General features: G+C 68.9%; 12 protein-coding genes. 4 read left to right on the top strand and 8 right to left on the bottom strand.

Features of this window, described 5'->3' with window-relative positions:
- Nucleotide 1: 1 nt before the first annotated feature.
- Nucleotides 2-919 (bottom strand): DUF4436 family protein, encoded by a 918-nt coding sequence (locus ACFXIV_RS34230; protein WP_379399852.1) that lies wholly within the window; start codon nt 917-919, stop codon nt 2-4.
- Between the two features lie 123 nt (nt 920-1,042).
- On the opposite strand from ACFXIV_RS34230, the gene ACFXIV_RS34235 reads away from it, so the two are divergent.
- Nucleotides 1,043-1,735 (top strand): TIGR00645 family protein, encoded by a 693-nt coding sequence (locus tag ACFXIV_RS34235; RefSeq protein ID WP_379399851.1) that lies wholly within the window; start codon nt 1,043-1,045, stop codon nt 1,733-1,735.
- Between the two features lie 15 nt (nt 1,736-1,750).
- On the opposite strand, the gene ACFXIV_RS34240 is transcribed toward ACFXIV_RS34235, so the two are convergent.
- From ACFXIV_RS34240 to ACFXIV_RS34260, 5 genes are all read right to left on the bottom strand, one after another.
- Nucleotides 1,751-2,647 (bottom strand): CHAD domain-containing protein, encoded by an 897-nt coding sequence (locus ACFXIV_RS34240; RefSeq protein WP_379399850.1) that lies wholly within the window; start codon nt 2,645-2,647, stop codon nt 1,751-1,753.
- Nucleotides 2,648-3,604, bottom strand: a complete 957-nt coding sequence (gene pip, locus ACFXIV_RS34245; RefSeq protein ID WP_379399849.1) for a prolyl aminopeptidase — start codon at nt 3,602-3,604, stop codon at nt 2,648-2,650.
- Nucleotides 3,604-4,077 carry a hypothetical protein gene (locus tag ACFXIV_RS34250; RefSeq protein WP_379399848.1) on the bottom strand — a complete coding sequence of 158 codons (474 nt, stop codon included), beginning with the start codon at nt 4,075-4,077 and terminating at the stop codon, nt 3,604-3,606. Before ACFXIV_RS34250 ends, pip begins: the two co-directional genes overlap by 1 nt.
- A 168-nt stretch (nt 4,078-4,245) precedes the next feature.
- Nucleotides 4,246-5,118, bottom strand: a complete 873-nt coding sequence (gene panB / locus ACFXIV_RS34255) for a 3-methyl-2-oxobutanoate hydroxymethyltransferase (protein WP_379399847.1) — start codon at nt 5,116-5,118, stop codon at nt 4,246-4,248.
- A 183-nt stretch (nt 5,119-5,301) separates the two neighbouring features.
- Nucleotides 5,302-6,441, bottom strand: a complete 1,140-nt coding sequence (locus tag ACFXIV_RS34260; RefSeq protein WP_379399846.1) for a S1C family serine protease — start codon at nt 6,439-6,441, stop codon at nt 5,302-5,304.
- Between the two features lie 294 nt (nt 6,442-6,735).
- On the opposite strand from ACFXIV_RS34260, the gene ACFXIV_RS34265 reads away from it, so the two are divergent.
- From ACFXIV_RS34265 to ACFXIV_RS34275, 3 genes are all read left to right on the top strand, one after another.
- The gene (locus ACFXIV_RS34265; RefSeq protein ID WP_379399845.1) at nt 6,736-8,262 is read left to right on the top strand and encodes an alpha/beta hydrolase; all 1,527 of its coding nucleotides are present in this window, start codon (nt 6,736-6,738) and stop codon (nt 8,260-8,262) included.
- 73 nt (nt 8,263-8,335) lie between these two features.
- Nucleotides 8,336-9,676, top strand: coding sequence for a type I glutamate--ammonia ligase (gene glnA / locus ACFXIV_RS34270; protein ID WP_379399844.1), 1,341 nt, complete (start codon nt 8,336-8,338; stop codon nt 9,674-9,676).
- A gap of 255 nt (nt 9,677-9,931) precedes the next feature.
- Nucleotides 9,932-12,946, top strand: coding sequence for a bifunctional [glutamine synthetase] adenylyltransferase/[glutamine synthetase]-adenylyl-L-tyrosine phosphorylase (locus ACFXIV_RS34275; protein WP_379399843.1), 3,015 nt, complete (start codon nt 9,932-9,934; stop codon nt 12,944-12,946).
- A 132-nt stretch (nt 12,947-13,078) separates the two neighbouring features.
- Here ACFXIV_RS34275 and ACFXIV_RS34280 read toward each other — a convergent pair whose 3' ends face one another.
- Both ACFXIV_RS34280 and ACFXIV_RS34285 read right to left on the bottom strand, forming a co-directional pair.
- Nucleotides 13,079-14,317 carry a hypothetical protein gene (locus tag ACFXIV_RS34280; protein ID WP_379399842.1) on the bottom strand — a complete coding sequence of 413 codons (1,239 nt, stop codon included), beginning with the start codon at nt 14,315-14,317 and terminating at the stop codon, nt 13,079-13,081.
- 139 nt (nt 14,318-14,456) lie between these two features.
- On the bottom strand, nt 14,457-16,898 hold the full coding sequence (locus ACFXIV_RS34285) for a hypothetical protein (protein WP_379399841.1): 2,442 nt from the start codon (nt 16,896-16,898) through the stop codon (nt 14,457-14,459).
- Between the last annotated feature and the right edge of the window lie 19 nt (nt 16,899-16,917).

Consider the following 16,917-nt stretch of genomic DNA (forward strand, 5'->3'; position numbering starts at 1 on the left):
ATCACCGCTGCGGCGTGAGCATTCGGAATTGATCGGTCGGATGCTGCGTGGCCGCTTTGTCCTCGCGTTCCTTCGCCATTTCGACGCGGTAGCCGACGATCACGGTGCCCACCAGGGCCGCCGAGATAATGCCCTCCGCGATGAAGAACGATGTGAAATCGATGATCGACCCGATCGGTGCGCCGCCCGGCACCGCATTGCGCAATGGCACCAGCGCGAAAAGCAGTGCGCCCATCATGGATACGGCCGGGAACATCAGACCGCGCTTACCGGCCAGGACGTAATAGCAGGCGATGGCCGCGGCCAGGGCCAGACCCAGCATGAGGATCATGATGAACAGGGCGAAGGTCAGCGACGGGACGGACCGGCTGGCGTGCAAGCCGAGATCGATGCCGTCGTCGGCGCCCGATTCCGGTTGCTCGCTCACCGCGAACAGCGTGTCCCCGCTGGCCACGGTAGCGGCGGTGGGCAGGCGCCGGTCGCCGCTGAACACATCGAAGGCCAGCACCGCGTCGTAGGTGTCGAACGGGTAGTCGGTGAGTGTGCCCTCCACCACGACCTTCACCTCGGCCGCGGAGATCGGTTCGCCCGCCTTGATTTTGATCGGCTCGGCCTTGAGCGCCGAGGTGTAGATGAGGGTGTCGGCGGCGAAATTGCCGTTCTTGTCCGCCAGTGCGCCACGCGGGGTCGCCAGTACCTCGACGGTCGTGGTCTGGGTGACCGGGTCGATCTTGGCGACCCAGATGCCCAGGTCCACCCGATCCCTGACCGCCGTATTGCCGAAGGGATGCGAGGCCTCCGCCCGCGTCCGGCCCACCTCGTAGGTGGACAGCGCGAGCACCAGGCCCACGATGAGCGCCGCCGCGATCGCGACCAGCCACAGCGGGCCGCGGCGTTTCTGCTGAATTCCGTGTTGCACGCGGCGAACCTATCGGCGCGCACATCAACGATCGATCAGGAAGACATCAATTCCCGAGCGGCGCCCGCGGCCGTGATCGATTACTGATCGGTGCTTGATTTCGCACGTGCTGTATTGAGTCCCATGGCTTTTCCATACCCGAACGCGAATTCCCCCGAGGCCGCCCAGCAGCGCAGTCTGGGCTATTTCATCTTCCTCAGCCGCTGGCTGCAGCTACCCCTGTACCTGGGTCTGATCGTGGCGCAGGCCGCGTACGTGTGGCAGTTCCTGCGCGAGCTGTGGGATCTGGTGCATGGGCTGTTCGCCGACGGCAATGTCGAGACCAGCATCATGCTGTCGGTGCTCGGGCTGATCGACGTGGTCATGATCTCCAACCTGCTGATCATGGTGATCGTCGGCGGCTACGAGACCTTCGTGTCGCGCCTGCGCATCGACGGGCATCCGGATCAGCCGGAGTGGCTGGCACAGGTGAACGCCAATGTGCTGAAAGTGAAGCTGGCCATGTCCATTGTCGGCATCTCCTCGATCCACCTGCTGAAGACGTTCATCTCCATCACCACCGACACCGACCCGGGCGCGCACAGTGCGCGCTACCTGTGGCCGGTGCTCATCCACCTGGCGTTCGTGGTTTCGGCGGTGCTGCTGGCCTGGATCGACCGCATCATGCCCCACGGCGCGCACCGGGACCACCACGACTCGAACGGGCACCAGCACGACTCGAACGGGCATCACCACGGTGAAACGGTGTCCGCGGTCGAGGAGGCGCATCCCGGCGGCTGGGGCCACGGTGACCCGGCGAGCATGCGCATCAACTAGCCCGCCGGGCGCTGGTCAACCGAGCGGCTGTTCGCGCAGGAACTCGATCGCGTCCGGGTACTCCTCGAGCGCCTTGGCGGCCGCCGCCTCCTCGGCATCGCAGAGCCGCTGGTAGCCGGACTCGCCGGCCTCGGAGGCGTGGGTGCGCAGAGTCTCCAGGGCCTCCACGGCGTCCCGGTGATCGCCGAGCACACCCTGCAGGCGTTTGGCCTTCCTGCCGAGCTCCTCGGCGGGCTTGCCGAGCACCTCGGTGGCGGCCTCGGCCGAGTAGCGCAATCGCTTGGCGGCCTTGCGGATATCGTGCAGACGCTCGACACGTTCCTCCCCGGACAGGCCGGCCTCCGTGCGCACCAGGCGGCGCAGTTCCCGGAAGTCGTGGCGCAGCACGCCGGTGAAGACCGGTTGGGCCGGCTCGTCGGCGTGCGAGGCGCGCAGCGGCGGGTCGGCGATCAGCCGGTGCAGGCGCTTCACCAGGCTGCGGTAGCGGCGGCTGTCGAAGGCGTCGACCGCCGCCCGGTGCGCCGCGGCGTAGAACCGGCGCTCCTCGTCGACCAGCCGCTGGCCGAAATCCTTTCGGGGAGAGGATTTCTCACCCAGCGGCACGGTCTGCTCGTCGAACGGCACCCCCGTGTCGCTGAGCAGCGCGGCGAAGCGTTCGGCCCGCACCTCGGCGTCGCGCGCCACCCCGAGCAGTCCGGCCAGCCAGCGCAATTCGTCGGTGATCTCACCGACCGGCTTGCGCCGCAGCACCCGGCGGTAGGACTTGAGGACACTGCGCAGTCGCCGGGTGGCCACCCGCATCTTGTGCACCGAATCCGGAAGGTCCTGGCGCACATCGGGTTCGGCGGTACACAGCCGGTCCACATCGGCGGCTACGGCGTCGACCAACGCGGGACCGGCTGTGGTACTCATCTACATCCTGTATTTGTCCGTGGCCTCCACCAGATGGTGGGTGATGCCAGGTTCGAGAGCGGCGTGGCCGGCGTCGGGCACCAGGTGCAATTCCGAACCGGGCCAGGCCCGATGGAGATCCCAGGCGCTGGTGGCCGGGCACACCACGTCGTGGCGGCCCTGCACGATGACGCCGGGAATGTGGGCGATGCGCCCGATGTCGCGCAGCAGCTGCCCCTCGTCGAGGAAGCCGTGATTGACGAAATAGTGGTTCTCGATGCGCGCGAAGGCCAGCGCGAAGCGCGGGTCGGCGGTTTCGGCGACCCGTTCCGGTTGGGGCAGCAGGGAACTCGTGGCACCCTCCCAGGTGGACCACGCGACGGCCGCGTCGGTGGCAAGAGCGGCATCGGGGGAGTGCAGCAGGCGGTGGTAGACCTCGATCAGGTCCTGCCCGCGTTCGGCTTCCGGCACCGGCGCCAGGAACTTCTCCCACTCATCGGGGTACACGTACCCCGCGGAGCCATTGTAGTACCAATCGATTTCCTTGCGCCGCAACAGGAATATCCCGCGCAGCACCAGTTCGGTGACCCGGTCCGGATGGGCCTGCGCATAGCTCAGCGCCAGCGTCGAACCCCAGGAGCCGCCGAACACCAGCCACTGCTCGACGCCGAGATGCGTTCGCAGCCTTTCGATATCGGCGACCAGATGCCCGGTGGTGTTGTGCTCGAGGCTCGCCCCGTCCGCGATGTGCGGCGTGGACCGGCCGCAACCCCGCTGATCGAACAGGACGATGCGGTACGCCTCGGGATCGAAGAACTGCCGGTGATACGGCGACGTGCCGCCGCCGGGGCCGCCGTGCAGGAAGACCGCCGGCTTGCCGTCCGGGTTCCCGCTCACCTCGTAGTAGAGCCGCTGGCCGTCGCCGACGTCCAGCATGCCCTGCTCATAGGGCTCGATCGGCGGGTAGAGCGTGCGCATCAGCCGGCCGCCAGGCCCGAGGCCAGATCCGGGATCTCGATCGCGGAGAGGGCCTGATCGCGCACATCCGGACAGGCCTTGGTGGTGACCTGGTCGACCAGGCCCCGATTGCTCGGCAACTGCAGCAGGAAGCCGTTCTGGGTCGCCCACTGGATCACCGTCGCGTTCAGCGAGATCTTGTCCATGGTCGGGGTCTGCACCCGCCAGTCCGACAGCTGCGGCCGAATCAGGTCGCACAGCTGCTTGGCCGCCTCATCGGAGACGGTCAGCCCCGAGCCACTGCCCGCCGACGTGGTCGGTCCGCCCGTGGTGGTCGGCTTGCCCGGCGTCGAGGAGAGCGGCGAGGAGGAGCCCTGCGGCTGCGTCGAGCCCGTCGAGGAGTTGCCCCCGCAGGCCGCGGTCAATGCGACGGTGGCCACCGCCGCGACCAGTAGCGGCGCCCGCCGAATCCAGCGACTCGTTCCACGATCCATGAACTTCCCTTTGGTCGATCCAGCTCGTTGGCTTCCGAGTCTGCCACCAAAAGTTCGCAGTGGACCGAGATGATCGGCGGCGAATAGATTCCAATAGCCGACTGCTATGAAAGAAGCGCCCCCGCGATCCTCGCGGGGGCGTTCTCGATCACTGCGCGGCCGGGCGGCTCAGTAGCTGTGCTCCGGACCCGGGAACACGCCGCGCCGCACCTCGTCGGCGTAAGTGGCTGCGGCGGTACGCAATTGACCGCCCACATCCGCGAACTGCTTGACGAACTTGGCGGTCTTGCCGCCGGTGTAGCCGACCATGTCCTGCCAGACCAGCACCTGCGCATCGCATTCCGCACCGGCGCCGATGCCGACGGTCGGAATGGTCAGCTTGCGGGTGACCTGTCCGGCCAGTTCGGCGGGCACCATCTCCATGACCACCGAGAAGGCCCCGGCCTCCTGCACGGCGATGGCGTCGGCGACCAGCTGCTCGGCCCCGTCGCCGCGGCCCTGTACCCGGAACCCGCCGAGGGTGTTGACGCTCTGCGGGGTGAACCCGATGTGGGCCATCACCGGAATACCGGCGGCGGTCAGCTTGTGGATGGTGTCGGCCACCCGCTCACCGCCCTCCAGCTTCACCGCGTGCGCGCCGCCCTCCTTCATGAAGCGGACGGCCGTGGCCAGGGCCTGCTCGGGGGAGGACTCGTAGCTGCCGAACGGCAGATCCGCCACCACCAGCGCGTGCGGCGCACCGCGCACCACGCCGCGGACCAGCGGGATGAGCTCGTCGACGGTGATCGCGACCGTGGTGTCGTAGCCGTACACCACATTGGCGGCCGAATCGCCGACCAGCAGGACCGGAATCTCGGCCTCTTCGAAGAGCCGGGCGGTGGAGTAGTCGTATGCGGTGAGCATGGACCAGCGCTCACCGGCCTGCTTCATCTGCTGCAGGTGCTGCACTCGCGTCTTCCGCCGGCGCTCCGCCTCCCCGCGCTTGGGAGTCTTCGGCGCCGCAGACCCGTACACAGGGGTTTCCGCATCGGATACGGACATCATCGTCCCTTTCGTCGTTCCTCGAGGCCCATGATCGGGTCCCCGGGTTGTTCTGACGAATGTCAGTCTGCCATTCCGGCCGCTCCCGGCATGGATGCAATTCCTCACACCACGCGCAGATAAAGAGACAGCGCGCAGAAAAAGAGGCGAGGGGGCGCCCCTCGCCTCTTCTCCCGCTACTCGCTAGCCGATCGGGCCCTTACCCAATTGGACCTGGGCCGACCGCGACTGGCCGGTCTGGTCGGTCCACTTCAGGGCGACGGTGTCGCCCGGGTGGTGCTGATCCATGGTCGAGGTGAGGTCGTTGGCCGAGGTGACCGCGTGGTCGTCGACGCCGGTGATGACGTCGCGGGCCTCGAGACCGAGCTGGTCCGCCGGGCCGCCCTGGACCACGCCCCGGATCTCCGCGCCGCCGGAGACCGAGCTGACCGAGACGCCGATGAACGCGGTGTCGCCGATGTGCACCCGGTCCGAGGCCTGGCCGGCCTCGATCTGCTTGGCCACCGACAGCGCCTTGTTGATCGGGATCGCGAAGCCCTCACCACCGCCGATGCTGAAACGGAAGCCCTTGGAGGCGGCGGTGTCCATGCCGATGACCTGTCCGGCCGCGTCGACCAGCGGGCCGCCCGAATCCCCGGGTTCGATATTGGCGGCGACCTGGATGAGCCCGGTCAGCTGCTCGGAGCTGCCGGTGGAGTCGTCGCTGGCGGTGATGGCCCGGTCCAGCGCGGTCACCTTGCCCGCGGCCGCGGTGGGCGTGCCGCGTCCACCCGCATTGCCGACGCCGGCCACCGTGTCGCCGACCGCCACCTTGTCCGAGTCGCCGAGCGGCGCGGTCTGCAGACCGGACGCACCGGTCAGTTTGATGACCGCCATGTCCTCACTGCGGTCGAAGCCGACCACGGTGGCGTCGTAGGTCCGGTCATTGCCCAGATCGGTGACCGAGATCTTGGTCGCGCCCTCGACCACGTGGTTGTTGGTGAGCACGTAGCCGTCCGAGCTGAGCACGATGCCGGTGCCAGCGCCCTCACCGTTCTGCAGCCCGAGCTCGGTGTTCACGTCCACGATGCCCGGCACCACGCCCTGCACGGCGGAGTCGAGATCGGCCGGGGGCGTGGTGAAGTCGATCGGCTGGCTCTGGGGGACGCCACCCGGCGTATGTGCGATCGGATTCCCCGGCAGCGTCGACGGCCCGCAGGCCACCAGGCCCAGGGCGGCGGCCAGCGCCACTGTCGCGGCGGCCGCGGCCCGGATGGTGCGTGAACGCGATGAACCGGATCCGGCCGCGGCGGACCGATTCGGCGAATGTGGTTGCACGGTCATGGCATCCCTCATCAGTAGAGCCCCCAGGTCACCTCCCATTAAGCATGCCGTTTCTGAGAGCGGACTGGGGACTTACCGTGTGAACGCCCACGTACTCGGTGGTTTCGGCTCCGAACCTCTACCGTTGCCGAATCCGTGCCATGCGTGACGTTTCGCACAGCGGTGGCGAACGCGATGTACACAGCGGCGACGGCCGCAATGTGAACAACGGTGGCGGTCGGAATGTAAACGGAGAGATATATGGACCGGACGAGGGGTGCGAGGGTGATTTCGGCGGGATGGCACGATCGTGGGATGGCGTTGATGCGAACCGGCCGGGTCGTGCTCCTGGTGACGGCGTTGGCGATGACCGCGGCTGCGTGCACCAGCGTGGTGGACGGCAAGCCCACCTCGAGCACACCGGTGGGGATGGATTCCTTCTACAACCAGACCCTGACCTGGGGTAGCTGTGCCGATTACAGCGAAGACGAGATGCCCAAGAACTCCGAGTGCACGCGGGTCACGGTGCCGGTCGACTACGCCAATCCCAACGGTGCGACCGCCAAGATCGCGATCTCGCGGGTCCGGGCCACCGGCAACAAGATCGGCTCGCTGCTGCTCAACCCCGGCGGTCCCGGCGTGACCGGACTGAACATGGTCACCCTCGGTGACAGCACCCAGCTGGCCGAACGGTTCGACCGGATCGGCTTCGATCCGCGTGGCATCGGCGCGTCGCAGCCCTCCATCAAGTGCATGACCGCGGCCGAGGACGACGCCCAGCGCGCCGAGCCCAACAAGGACAACTCACCCGCGGGCATCGCGGCCGCGGAGACCGAGAACAAGGACTTCGCCGGCAAGTGCGTCGAGCGCACCGGCAAGGACTTCCTGGCCCACGTCGGCACCCGGGAGGTCGTGCAGGACATGGACGTGATCCGGGCGGCGCTGGGTGATCAGAAGCTGACCTACCTGGGCTACTCCTACGGCACCCGCCTCGGTTACGCCTACGCCGAGAAGTTCCCCGACCACGTGCGCGCGCTGGTGCTCGACGGCGCGCTGGACCCCGAGCAGGATCCGGTCAAGGAGTCGGTGGCGCAGGCCGCCAGCTTCCAGAAGGCCTTCGACGCCTACGCCGTGGACTGCGCGGCCAAGGAGAAGACCAACTGCCCGCTCGGCGATGACCCGGGGCAGGCCACCAAGAAGTTCCGCTCGCTGGTGGATCCGCTGTGGGACAAGCCGGTTCCCACCCAGGACCCGCGCGGTCTGCACTACGGCGACGCCATCACCGGTGTGCAGCAGACCCTCTACTCCAACCGCCTGTGGCCCGCCCTCACCAAGGGCCTGCGTGAACTGGCCCAGGGCAGCGGCGACACGCTGCTCGCCCTCGCCGACATGTACGACGGCCGCCACGACGACGGCACCTACGACAACAGTTCCGACGCGTTCAATGCCATTCGCTGCGTCGACGACCCGGCCATTACCGACCGATCCGTCGCAGCCAAGCAGGACGCCGACTACCGCCGCGTCGCCCCCTTCCTCGACGACGGCCACGGCAGCAATGCCGCGCCGCTGGAACTGTGCGCCATCTGGCCCGTCCCGAATACCAGCGCGCCGCACAAGCTTTCGATCCAGGGACTGCCGAAGACCGTGGTGATCTCCACGACCGAGGACCCGGCCACCCCGTACCAGGCCGGCGTCAACCTGGCGCAGCAGCTCGGCGCGTCGCTGATCACCTACAAGGGCACCCGACACACCGTGTCGCTCTCCGGAGTTCAGTGCGTCGACGACCCGGTGATTTCGTATCTCGTTGATCTGAAAGAGCCTGCGGCGGGCCTCACGTGTTGAGTGGGCACGACTCGCCGCGCCTCCTGACGTTCATGTAACACGGATTTAACTCCAGGACCCTACGCTCGCGGTCATGGACCGTCAGAAGGAATTCGTGCTCCGGACGCTCGAAGAACGGGATATCCGATTCGTGCGACTGTGGTTCACCGATGTCCTGGGATATCTCAAGTCTGTCGCGATCGCGCCCGCCGAACTGGAGGGCGCTTTCGAGGAGGGCATCGGCTTCGACGGTTCGGCCATCGAGGGGTTTGCCCGGGTCTCCGAGGCCGACATGGTGGCCAAGCCGGATCCGTCCACCTTCCAGGTGCTGCCGTGGTCCACGTCGAAGGGGCACCAGCACTCGGCGCGCATGTTCTGCGATATCGCCATGCCGGACGGTTCGCCGTCCTGGGCCGATCCCCGGCACGTGCTGCGCCGCCAGCTGAACAAGGCCGCCGACCTGGGCTTCAGCTGCTACGTGCACCCCGAGATCGAGTTCTTCCTGTTGAAGCCGAACCCGCACGACGGCACCCCGCCCGTTCCGGCCGACAATGGCGGCTTCTTCGACCAGGCCGTGCACGACGAGGCCCCGAACTTCCGCCGCCACGCCATCGACTCGCTGGAATCCATGGGCATCTCCGTGGAATTCAGCCACCACGAGGGCGCGCCGGGCCAGCAGGAGATCGACCTGCGCTACGCGGACGCGCTGTCCATGGCCGACAACGTCATGACCTTCCGCTACCTGATCAAGGAAGTGGCCATCGACGAGGGCGTGCGGGCGAGCTTCATGCCCAAGCCGTTCGCCGACCACCCGGGTTCGGCCATGCACACCCACATGTCGCTGTTCGAGGGTGAGCAGAACGCCTTCGCCGACCCGGACGACCCGGACAACCTGTCGGAGACCGCGCGCGCGTTCATCGCGGGCATTCTCGAGCACGCGCACGAGATCTCCGCGGTCACCAACCAGTGGGTGAACTCCTACAAGCGCCTGATCCACGGCGGCGAGGCGCCGACGGCCGCCTCCTGGGGCCGGTCGAATCGCTCTGCGCTGGTGCGGGTTCCGATGTACACGCCGAACAAGTCGGCCTCGCGCCGCGTCGAGATCCGCAGCCCTGACAGCGCCTGCAACCCGTACCTGGCCTTCGCGGTGCTGCTGGCCGCGGGGCTGCGCGGCATCGAGAAGGGCTACACGCTGCCGCCGGAGGCCGAGGACGACGTGTGGTCGCTGACCAGCGCCGAGCGTCGGGCGATGGGCTTCCGCGAACTGCCGGCGTCGCTGGACGAGGCGCTCAAGGCCATGGAGAAGTCCGAGCTGGTCGCCGAGACGCTGGGCGAGCACGTCTTCGACTTCTTCCTGCGCAACAAGCGCCGCGAGTGGGCGGGCTACCGCGCCCAGGTGACGCCGTACGAGCTGAAGGAATACCTGGGGCTGTGACATTTTGCCCTCCGCTTCGCTGCGGGCGGTTCGCGGCCGAGGCGTAGGTCTATGGAGCCGGAACCTCGGCCTTCCCTCCTCCGCTCCGTCAGTCCAGGCCGAGGCGGGCCGCGAACTGTGGGTGGAGTGCTCTCGGGATTTTCGGGACCGGGGCGGGTGCATTCAGGAGTCGAACCGGCTGCGAGCGGGCAACGATGTCCCGTTTGAGAGGGATGGGCGGCACGTCCGATCAACGTGACATGTAATTTGAAGGGCATGGTTCGGCCACCGACTGCTCGCTCCGCTGTACCCGGTGTCGGACGGCTCGGTCTGCTCGAGCCGTCGGCCGCCAACTCTCTGCGAGAGTTGGCGTGGGACAACGTGGACAGCGTGCCACTGCTGTGGGCGCTGTCGCGGTCCCCCGACGCCGATCTGGCGCTGCTGACGCTCATCCGGCTGCGCGAGCAACTCGGGAGCGACTGGGCCGCTTTGGATTACGAGCTGCGCCGGGACCCCGCGCTGCGCGGGCGGCTGCTGGCCCTGATCGGCTCGTCGAGCGCCTTCGCCGATCATCTGGTGGCGGATCCGGGCTCCTGGCAGCTGCTGAAGCGGAAGACGCTGCCCGATCGTGCGGAGCTGCTCGCGGATCTGCTGGACGCCGTGCGCGCCACCCCGGAGACCGGGGAGAACGCCGGGCCCATGATGCACCGGGCGGGCGTGGCCGGGCCGGAGGCGATCGCCTTGCTGCGCAAGCGGTATCGCGATCAGCTCATGCTGCTGGCCGCCATCGACCTGGCCGCCACCGTGGAGAACGAACCGGTGCTGCCGTACCAGCAGGTCGGCCGGCACCTCACCGATCTGGCCGATGCGGCGCTCACCGCGGCGCTGTCGGTGGCGATCGCCCGGGTGTGCCCCGACCGGGAGACGCCGGTCCGGCTGGCCGTGATCGCCATGGGCAAATGCGGTGCGCGGGAACTGAATTACGTCTCCGATGTGGACGTCATCTTCGTCGCCGAACCGGCCGACACCTCCGCCACCCGGCTCGCCGCCGAGATGATGAGCGTGGGCAGCGCGGCCTTCTTCGAGATCGACGCGGCGCTGCGGCCGGAGGGCAAGGCCGGCGCGCTGGTGCGGACCCTGGACTCGCATATCGCCTACTACAAGCGGTGGGCGCGCACCTGGGAATTCCAGGCGCTGCTCAAGATGCGGCCCGCCACCGGCGATCTCGCACTCGGCGCCGCCTACCGCGACGCGCTGATGCCCATGGTGTGGGCGGCCTCCGAGCGACCGGACTTCGTGGCGGACGTGCAGGCCATGCGGCGGCGCGTCGAGGACCTGGTGCCCGCGGACCTGCGCGAACGCGAACTGAAACTGGGGCACGGCAGTCTGCGCGACGTCGAATTCGCTGTCCAGCTACTGCAATTGGTGCACGGCAAGGCCGACGAATCGCTGCACGTGCAGGGCACGGTGGAGGCGCTGACCGCACTGGCCGCGGGCGGCTACGTGGGCCGCGACGACGCCGCCAACCTCGCCGCCTCCTACGAATTCCTGCGGCTGCTCGAACACCGCCTGCAGCTGCAGCGACTCAAGCGCACCCACACCCTGCCCGCCCCCGAGGACGAGGAGGGCATCCGCTGGCTGGCCCGCGCCGCGCACATGCGGCCCGACGGGCGGCAGGACGCGGTCGGGGTGCTCACCAGCGAGATCAAGCGCAATGCGGTGCGGGTGCGGCGGCTGCACGCCAAACTGTTCTACCGGCCGCTGCTGGAATCGGTTGCGCGCCTGGACGCCGACAGTCTGCGACTCAGCCCCGAGGCGGCGGTGCGGCAGCTCGCCGCGCTGGGCTATGTGGCGCCGGAGAACGCGCTCGGGCATCTGAAGGCGCTGACCGGGGAGATCGGGCGCAAGGGGCGGATCCAGGCGCTGCTGCTGCCGACCCTGCTCGAATGGCTCGGTGAGACACCGAATCCCGACGCGGGCCTGCTGGCCTACCGGCGGGTGTCGGAGGGGCTCGACAACGAGATCTGGTTCCTGCGCGAACTGCGCGACGAGGGCGCCATCGCGCAGCGGCTGATGATCGTGCTCGGGTCCTCGGCGTACCTGCCGGATCTGCTGATCAATGCGCCCGAGACCATTCGCATGTACGCCGACGGGCCGGACGGGCCGCTGCTGCTGGCCACCAAGCCCTCGGATGTGGCGCGCGGAATCCTTTCCGGCGCACGGCGTTACGACGACCCGAGGCGGGCGGTCGCGACCGCGCGCTCGCTGCGCCGGCACGAGCTGGCCCGCGTGGCCTCGGCGGACGTGTTGGGCATGCTCGACGTCCCGCAGGTGTGCGAGGCGCTGTCCTCGGTGTGGATCGCCACCCTGGAGGCGGCGCTGCAGGCCGTGATCCGGGCCAGTGAGGCCGAGCTCGGCAGGCCTGCGCCCGCCGACTTCGCCGTCATCGGCATGGGCCGGCTGGGCGGGATGGAACTCGGCTACGGCTCCGACGCCGACGTGCTGTTCGTCTGCGATCCGCGGCCCGGTGAGGACGAGACCGTCGCCGTGAAATGGGCGATCAGTGTCGCCGAACAGGTGCAGCGACTGCTCGGCGCGCCGAGCACCGACCCGCCGCTCCAGGTCGATGCCGGGCTGCGGCCCGAAGGCCGCAACGGTGCGCTGGTCCGCACGCTCGCCGCCTACTCCGCCTACTACACGCAGTGGGCGCAGCCGTGGGAAGTGCAGGCCCTGCTGCGCGCCCACCAGGTCGCCGGCGACCGCGCACTCGGAATCCGCTTCCTGCGCACCATGGATCCCATTCGCTACCCCGAGGGCGGCATGTCCCCCGAGGGCGTCCGCGAGATCCGCCGCATCAAGGCCCGCGTCGACGCCGAACGCTTGCCGCGCGGCGCCAACCCCGCCACCCACACCAAACTGGGCCGTGGCGGCCTCGCCGACATCGAATGGACCGTTCAGCTCCTGCAGCTCCTGCACGCCCACGAGGTCCCCGAACTCCACAACACCTCCACCCTCGAATCCCTCGACGCCATCGAGCGCGCCGAGCTGATCGACTCCGCCGACGCCGCCCTCCTCCGGGACGCCTGGCTCACCGCCACCAAGGCCCGCAACGCCCTCGTCCTGGTCCGCGGCAAACCCGCCGACCAACTCCCCGGCCCCGGCACCCTCCTCTCCGCCGTAGCCCGGGTCGCCGGCTGGCCCAACGACGACGGCAGCGAATTCCTCGACCACTACATGCGCGTCACCCGCCGCGCCAAAACGGTCGTGGAACGCGTCTTCGGCGGCGAGTAGGAGCCCCGCCGGCAGCACGAATCCTCCTCACGCTCTGCCTGTTTCGACGTTGCAGCCAGTCGCCGCCAGTAGGCGCACATCGACAGTGGCAACGCTCCATCGCTGGCTCGCGGCGATCGTTCGGCCGAGGGATCAGCCTGGGCCGTCGATGTCGGGTTGCATGAGATCGTTTCGGGCTGCAGGGAATTCGGCGCCGATCGTGGGTGGGACGTGGGGGAGGGGGGTGCCGAGGAGTTCGTCCTGGCGGTCGCGGATGAGCCAGGGCGGGGTGCGGTGGGATGAATCCGGGTCGGTGGTGGGGCGGCCGGCGGGGGCGAACATGCCGGAAGGTGCTGAGCCGGGCGGGGTGGTGAGGTTGGGGGAGTTGGGCTGTCTCGGCTGGGTGAGGGGTTCGGGGCTGGGCGGGCCGGGGAAGCTGCGACCCGGATCGGGGGTAGTAGGGGTGGGGCCGGGGGAGAGCGGGATGGCCGGGTGGCCGGGGGTCGGGGTGAACGGGGAAGTGGGTGGGGTGGTGGTGGCGGGCTCGGTTTCGGGATCGGTCTGATGTGGGGCGGTCGAGGGCTGATCGCCGGCGGTTCGGCGGTCGGGACTCCGGTATGCCGGATCTTGCGCATCGGCTTCTGTCCCGGAGCCCGGAAGGTGTTGGGTATCGCCCGGATTGGTTGCGACGGCTGTGGTGCCGGGAGGCTGAGGTCCGGGATCGTGACTGCCACCCGGGCCGCTCCAGGCATCCGAGAGCGAGGTGGTGGGCTGGGCTGTGTCCGGGGCGGAATCGGGTGTGCTGCCGAGGTTTTCGGATGCCGTGTCGCCGGGTGATCTGAGTGCGAAGAAGGCGGGGATGGCTGTGCCGGCGGGTGGGTAGATCGGCACGTAGTTGGCATCCAGGGCGGCCAGGGCGAGGTGGTACTGCTCGTCTTTGGTGTCGGCGGGGGCGTCGGGTACGGGTGGTGGCACGGTTTTCCGGACGGCTTCGGCGCCGTAGGCGGCGGCGATCACGCGGTGGCCGGTGCTGTGGGCGATTTCGGCGACATCCGTGGCGTCGCGGACGAATTGGCGGGCGGCGGTCTCGGCGGCGTCGGCGAGGTGGCCGGACATGGCGGCGGCGAGGGTGGTCTGGACGGTGGCGTGCAGGGTGCTCAGGGCGCCGAACATGCTGTCGGCGATGCTCACCCAGATCTGGGCGGCGGCGTGCATGTCGCCGGGGTTCATGGCCTGGACGCGGGCGTGGATCTGCGCGTGCGAGAACTGGGGGAAATGCTCCAGCTGCCGGATGTAATCCGGGTCGAGTCCGCGCCCCGCGATCCGGGACTGCTCGTGTTCGGCGCCCGATTGACTCAATCGGGCCCTGCGCCGCAAGGCTTCCGGTTCCATCGGCGTCCTCCCATCGTCCGGCATCTCCCCACTTGGACGCCAGGGGCGGGGCACGGGTTCCGCACCCCACCGTGTCAGGGAGTGATTCGGTCGCGGGCAGCGCTCGGACTTCCGGCGTCGTCAACCGAAACGGTTGCGGTCAGCCGAAATACCAGTGGCGTCCCACCGCCCAGCCGAGCAGGCGGCGGCCGGTGCCGTTCGGCTCGACCCCGTTCCGCACGAACCGGCCGCCCGTAACGATGTGGGCCAATCCCGCGAGGGCCGGCTCCAGGCGCGGGGCAGCGCGCTGGTCGATCAGCCGGTCGATCTGGCCGGTCTGGGTGGCGAGATCGCAATAGCTGAGCAGGAATACGGCCTGCCGCCACGCGTAGGAGGCGTTCTTGACCTGGATGAGGGCGGCATGACCGTGGGCGGGCTGACTCAGGCGCTGGATGATCCAGTCGAAGGTGCGGTTCGCCAGATCGGGCGCGGACTCACGCAGCTGTTCGCCCAGATCCAGCGCGTCGACGAGGACCGCCAGATTGTGGGTGGTCAGGATCTGGCTCTGCTCCAGCAGCGCGCCATTGCGGGCGACATAGTCGTGCCGGGTGCCCGCCTCGACGGCGCGCCGCGCACACAGCTCCGTGAAATCGGTGGCAGTGGCCTTGCCCCAGCGGATTTCGCTCCGCGCACCCGCGTGCCAGTCGTCCGCCGACGGCAGGTCGTAATACCGCTGGTACAGCGTGCCCGCCAGCGTCCGGCTCGCGATGATCGCCGCCGCCCGCCACTTCTCGGTGAACGTGCCCATGAAGATGTCCGCCGCCACCTCCTCGACCAGCGGCACCCGCAGCCCGGCCTGCTGTGCGAGGGTATGGAATTCCCGCACCAGCGGGTTCGGCAGCACCGCCTCCGGAAACGACTCGATCGCCAGCAATGTCGTCTGCCGCAGTAGCCGCCGCGCCGCCGCCGATCCACCACCGGATTTCCCGTCGCAGGATTCCCGGGACTTCCTGGAGCGGACGCCATCGGACACCCCGGCGTGGGTTGCGCCGTCCGGCTTCCCGGTGCCGATTGTCGTGCGCAGCGCGTGCAGGGCTGTGACCCAGGGCAATTCGTCGAACCGCACCTGATGCTGGAGGTTGAGCAGTAGCAGGCTGTGTCGCTGCCGGAAGGCCGTGTACATCTGCTCGTACAGGCTCGCCGCCACCGGATCCGCGATGTCGGCGGCCAGTAGCCGGGAGGTGAGCTGCGGCAGCACCGCCGCCAGCACCTCGCCGGAGCCGATGACGCCTCGCCGGACCAGCTCGTCGGCGGGCGCTTCGAGCGCCCGAATCGCCTTGTCCTGCAAATGCTGCGGGATGGCCGTGCCGTCGGCGATCGCCACTCCGTCGTCCGCCTCGACGGCAGTGGTCACGGGATCCAGCGAGGGCAGGCCACCATCCGTGGGGAAGCGTTCGAAGCGTGTCACGAGAACGCCGGCGAAGTCCGTATACAGCGGCGCGGCGATAGCGGCCGCCTGTTCCGCCCGCGCGGATTCCCGCGCGGCGCTACCGGGTTCCCCGTGCCTGGTGAGCGTGTTGGCCAGCGCCCGGCGAACTCGATCAACCTGGTGCGGGTTCAGCAGACTCGTACGTGCCGACCGAGTGTCCGCGTCCGTCGACTGTGCGGCGCCCTCGTCGCGGATGCTCAGCAGCGCCTCGTGCAGGTGGGTGAAGTTGCTCTTGCGGTGGGCGTGGCGGCCGCGGAACTCCCGGGTGGCGCGGGCGGTCTCGAAATCGGCCAGCCATCGGGCACGTTCGTGCATCCAGTGGGGCGGGAGGGTGCTGCCTGGAAGGCCGCCGGTGACGGTGCCGGTGGGGTCGAGGCACGGGAGGTCGCCGTCGACGGTGGCGCACCAGAGTGCGACCAGACGGTCGTAGAGCGGGGTCCAGACCTCGATGGTGGCGTGCATGAGGGTCAGCTGTTCCGGGGTGCGCACGGCGCGCAGGGCGTCGGCGGCCTCGCCGACGGTCGCCACGCGCACCGCCGCGCCGGAGGGGCGGGCCACGGGGTCGAAGACGGGGGTGAAGCGCAGGCGCGACATGTACGGGCGGAGTTCGGCGACCAGGTCGAGCGCCTGCTCGGGAAAACCCTTGTCCAGCAACAGGGCTACGACGAGCAGCGCCGCCTGCTCGGGGAGCTGGATGCGATAGTGGCCGGTGCGCAGGGCTGCCAGGAGTTCGGCCTGGCCGGCGTCGCCGAGGTACCAGAGGTTGAGACGTTCGCGGGGGTTGTCGCCGGGCACCTCGGCGGGCAGGTCGGCGACTCGTTCCGCCTCGTTCCGGGTGAGCGGGGCCTCGGCGAGGCCGCGGCCGGTGGTGAATCCGCCGTGTGTGACCTCCAGGGTCGCCCAGGCGGGCAGATCGGCGACGGGGGTGCGACTGCCGACCGTGACGCGGCCGCTCGTCAGCCCGTCCAGTACCTCGCGCCAGCGTTGCGCCTTGGCTTCTGCCCGTGTCCGTTCGGCCTTGTTCGCCCCGGCGCGCGCGATAGCGGTCAGCGCGCGGGACAGCTGCCCCGTCGCATACCGCTGCGGACGGTAGCGAAAGACCTGATCGGACAAGGGAACTCCTGAATCGGTG

This window comes from Nocardia sp. NPDC059236, assembly GCF_042754085.1.
GTDB lineage: Bacteria > Actinomycetota > Actinomycetes > Mycobacteriales > Mycobacteriaceae > Nocardia.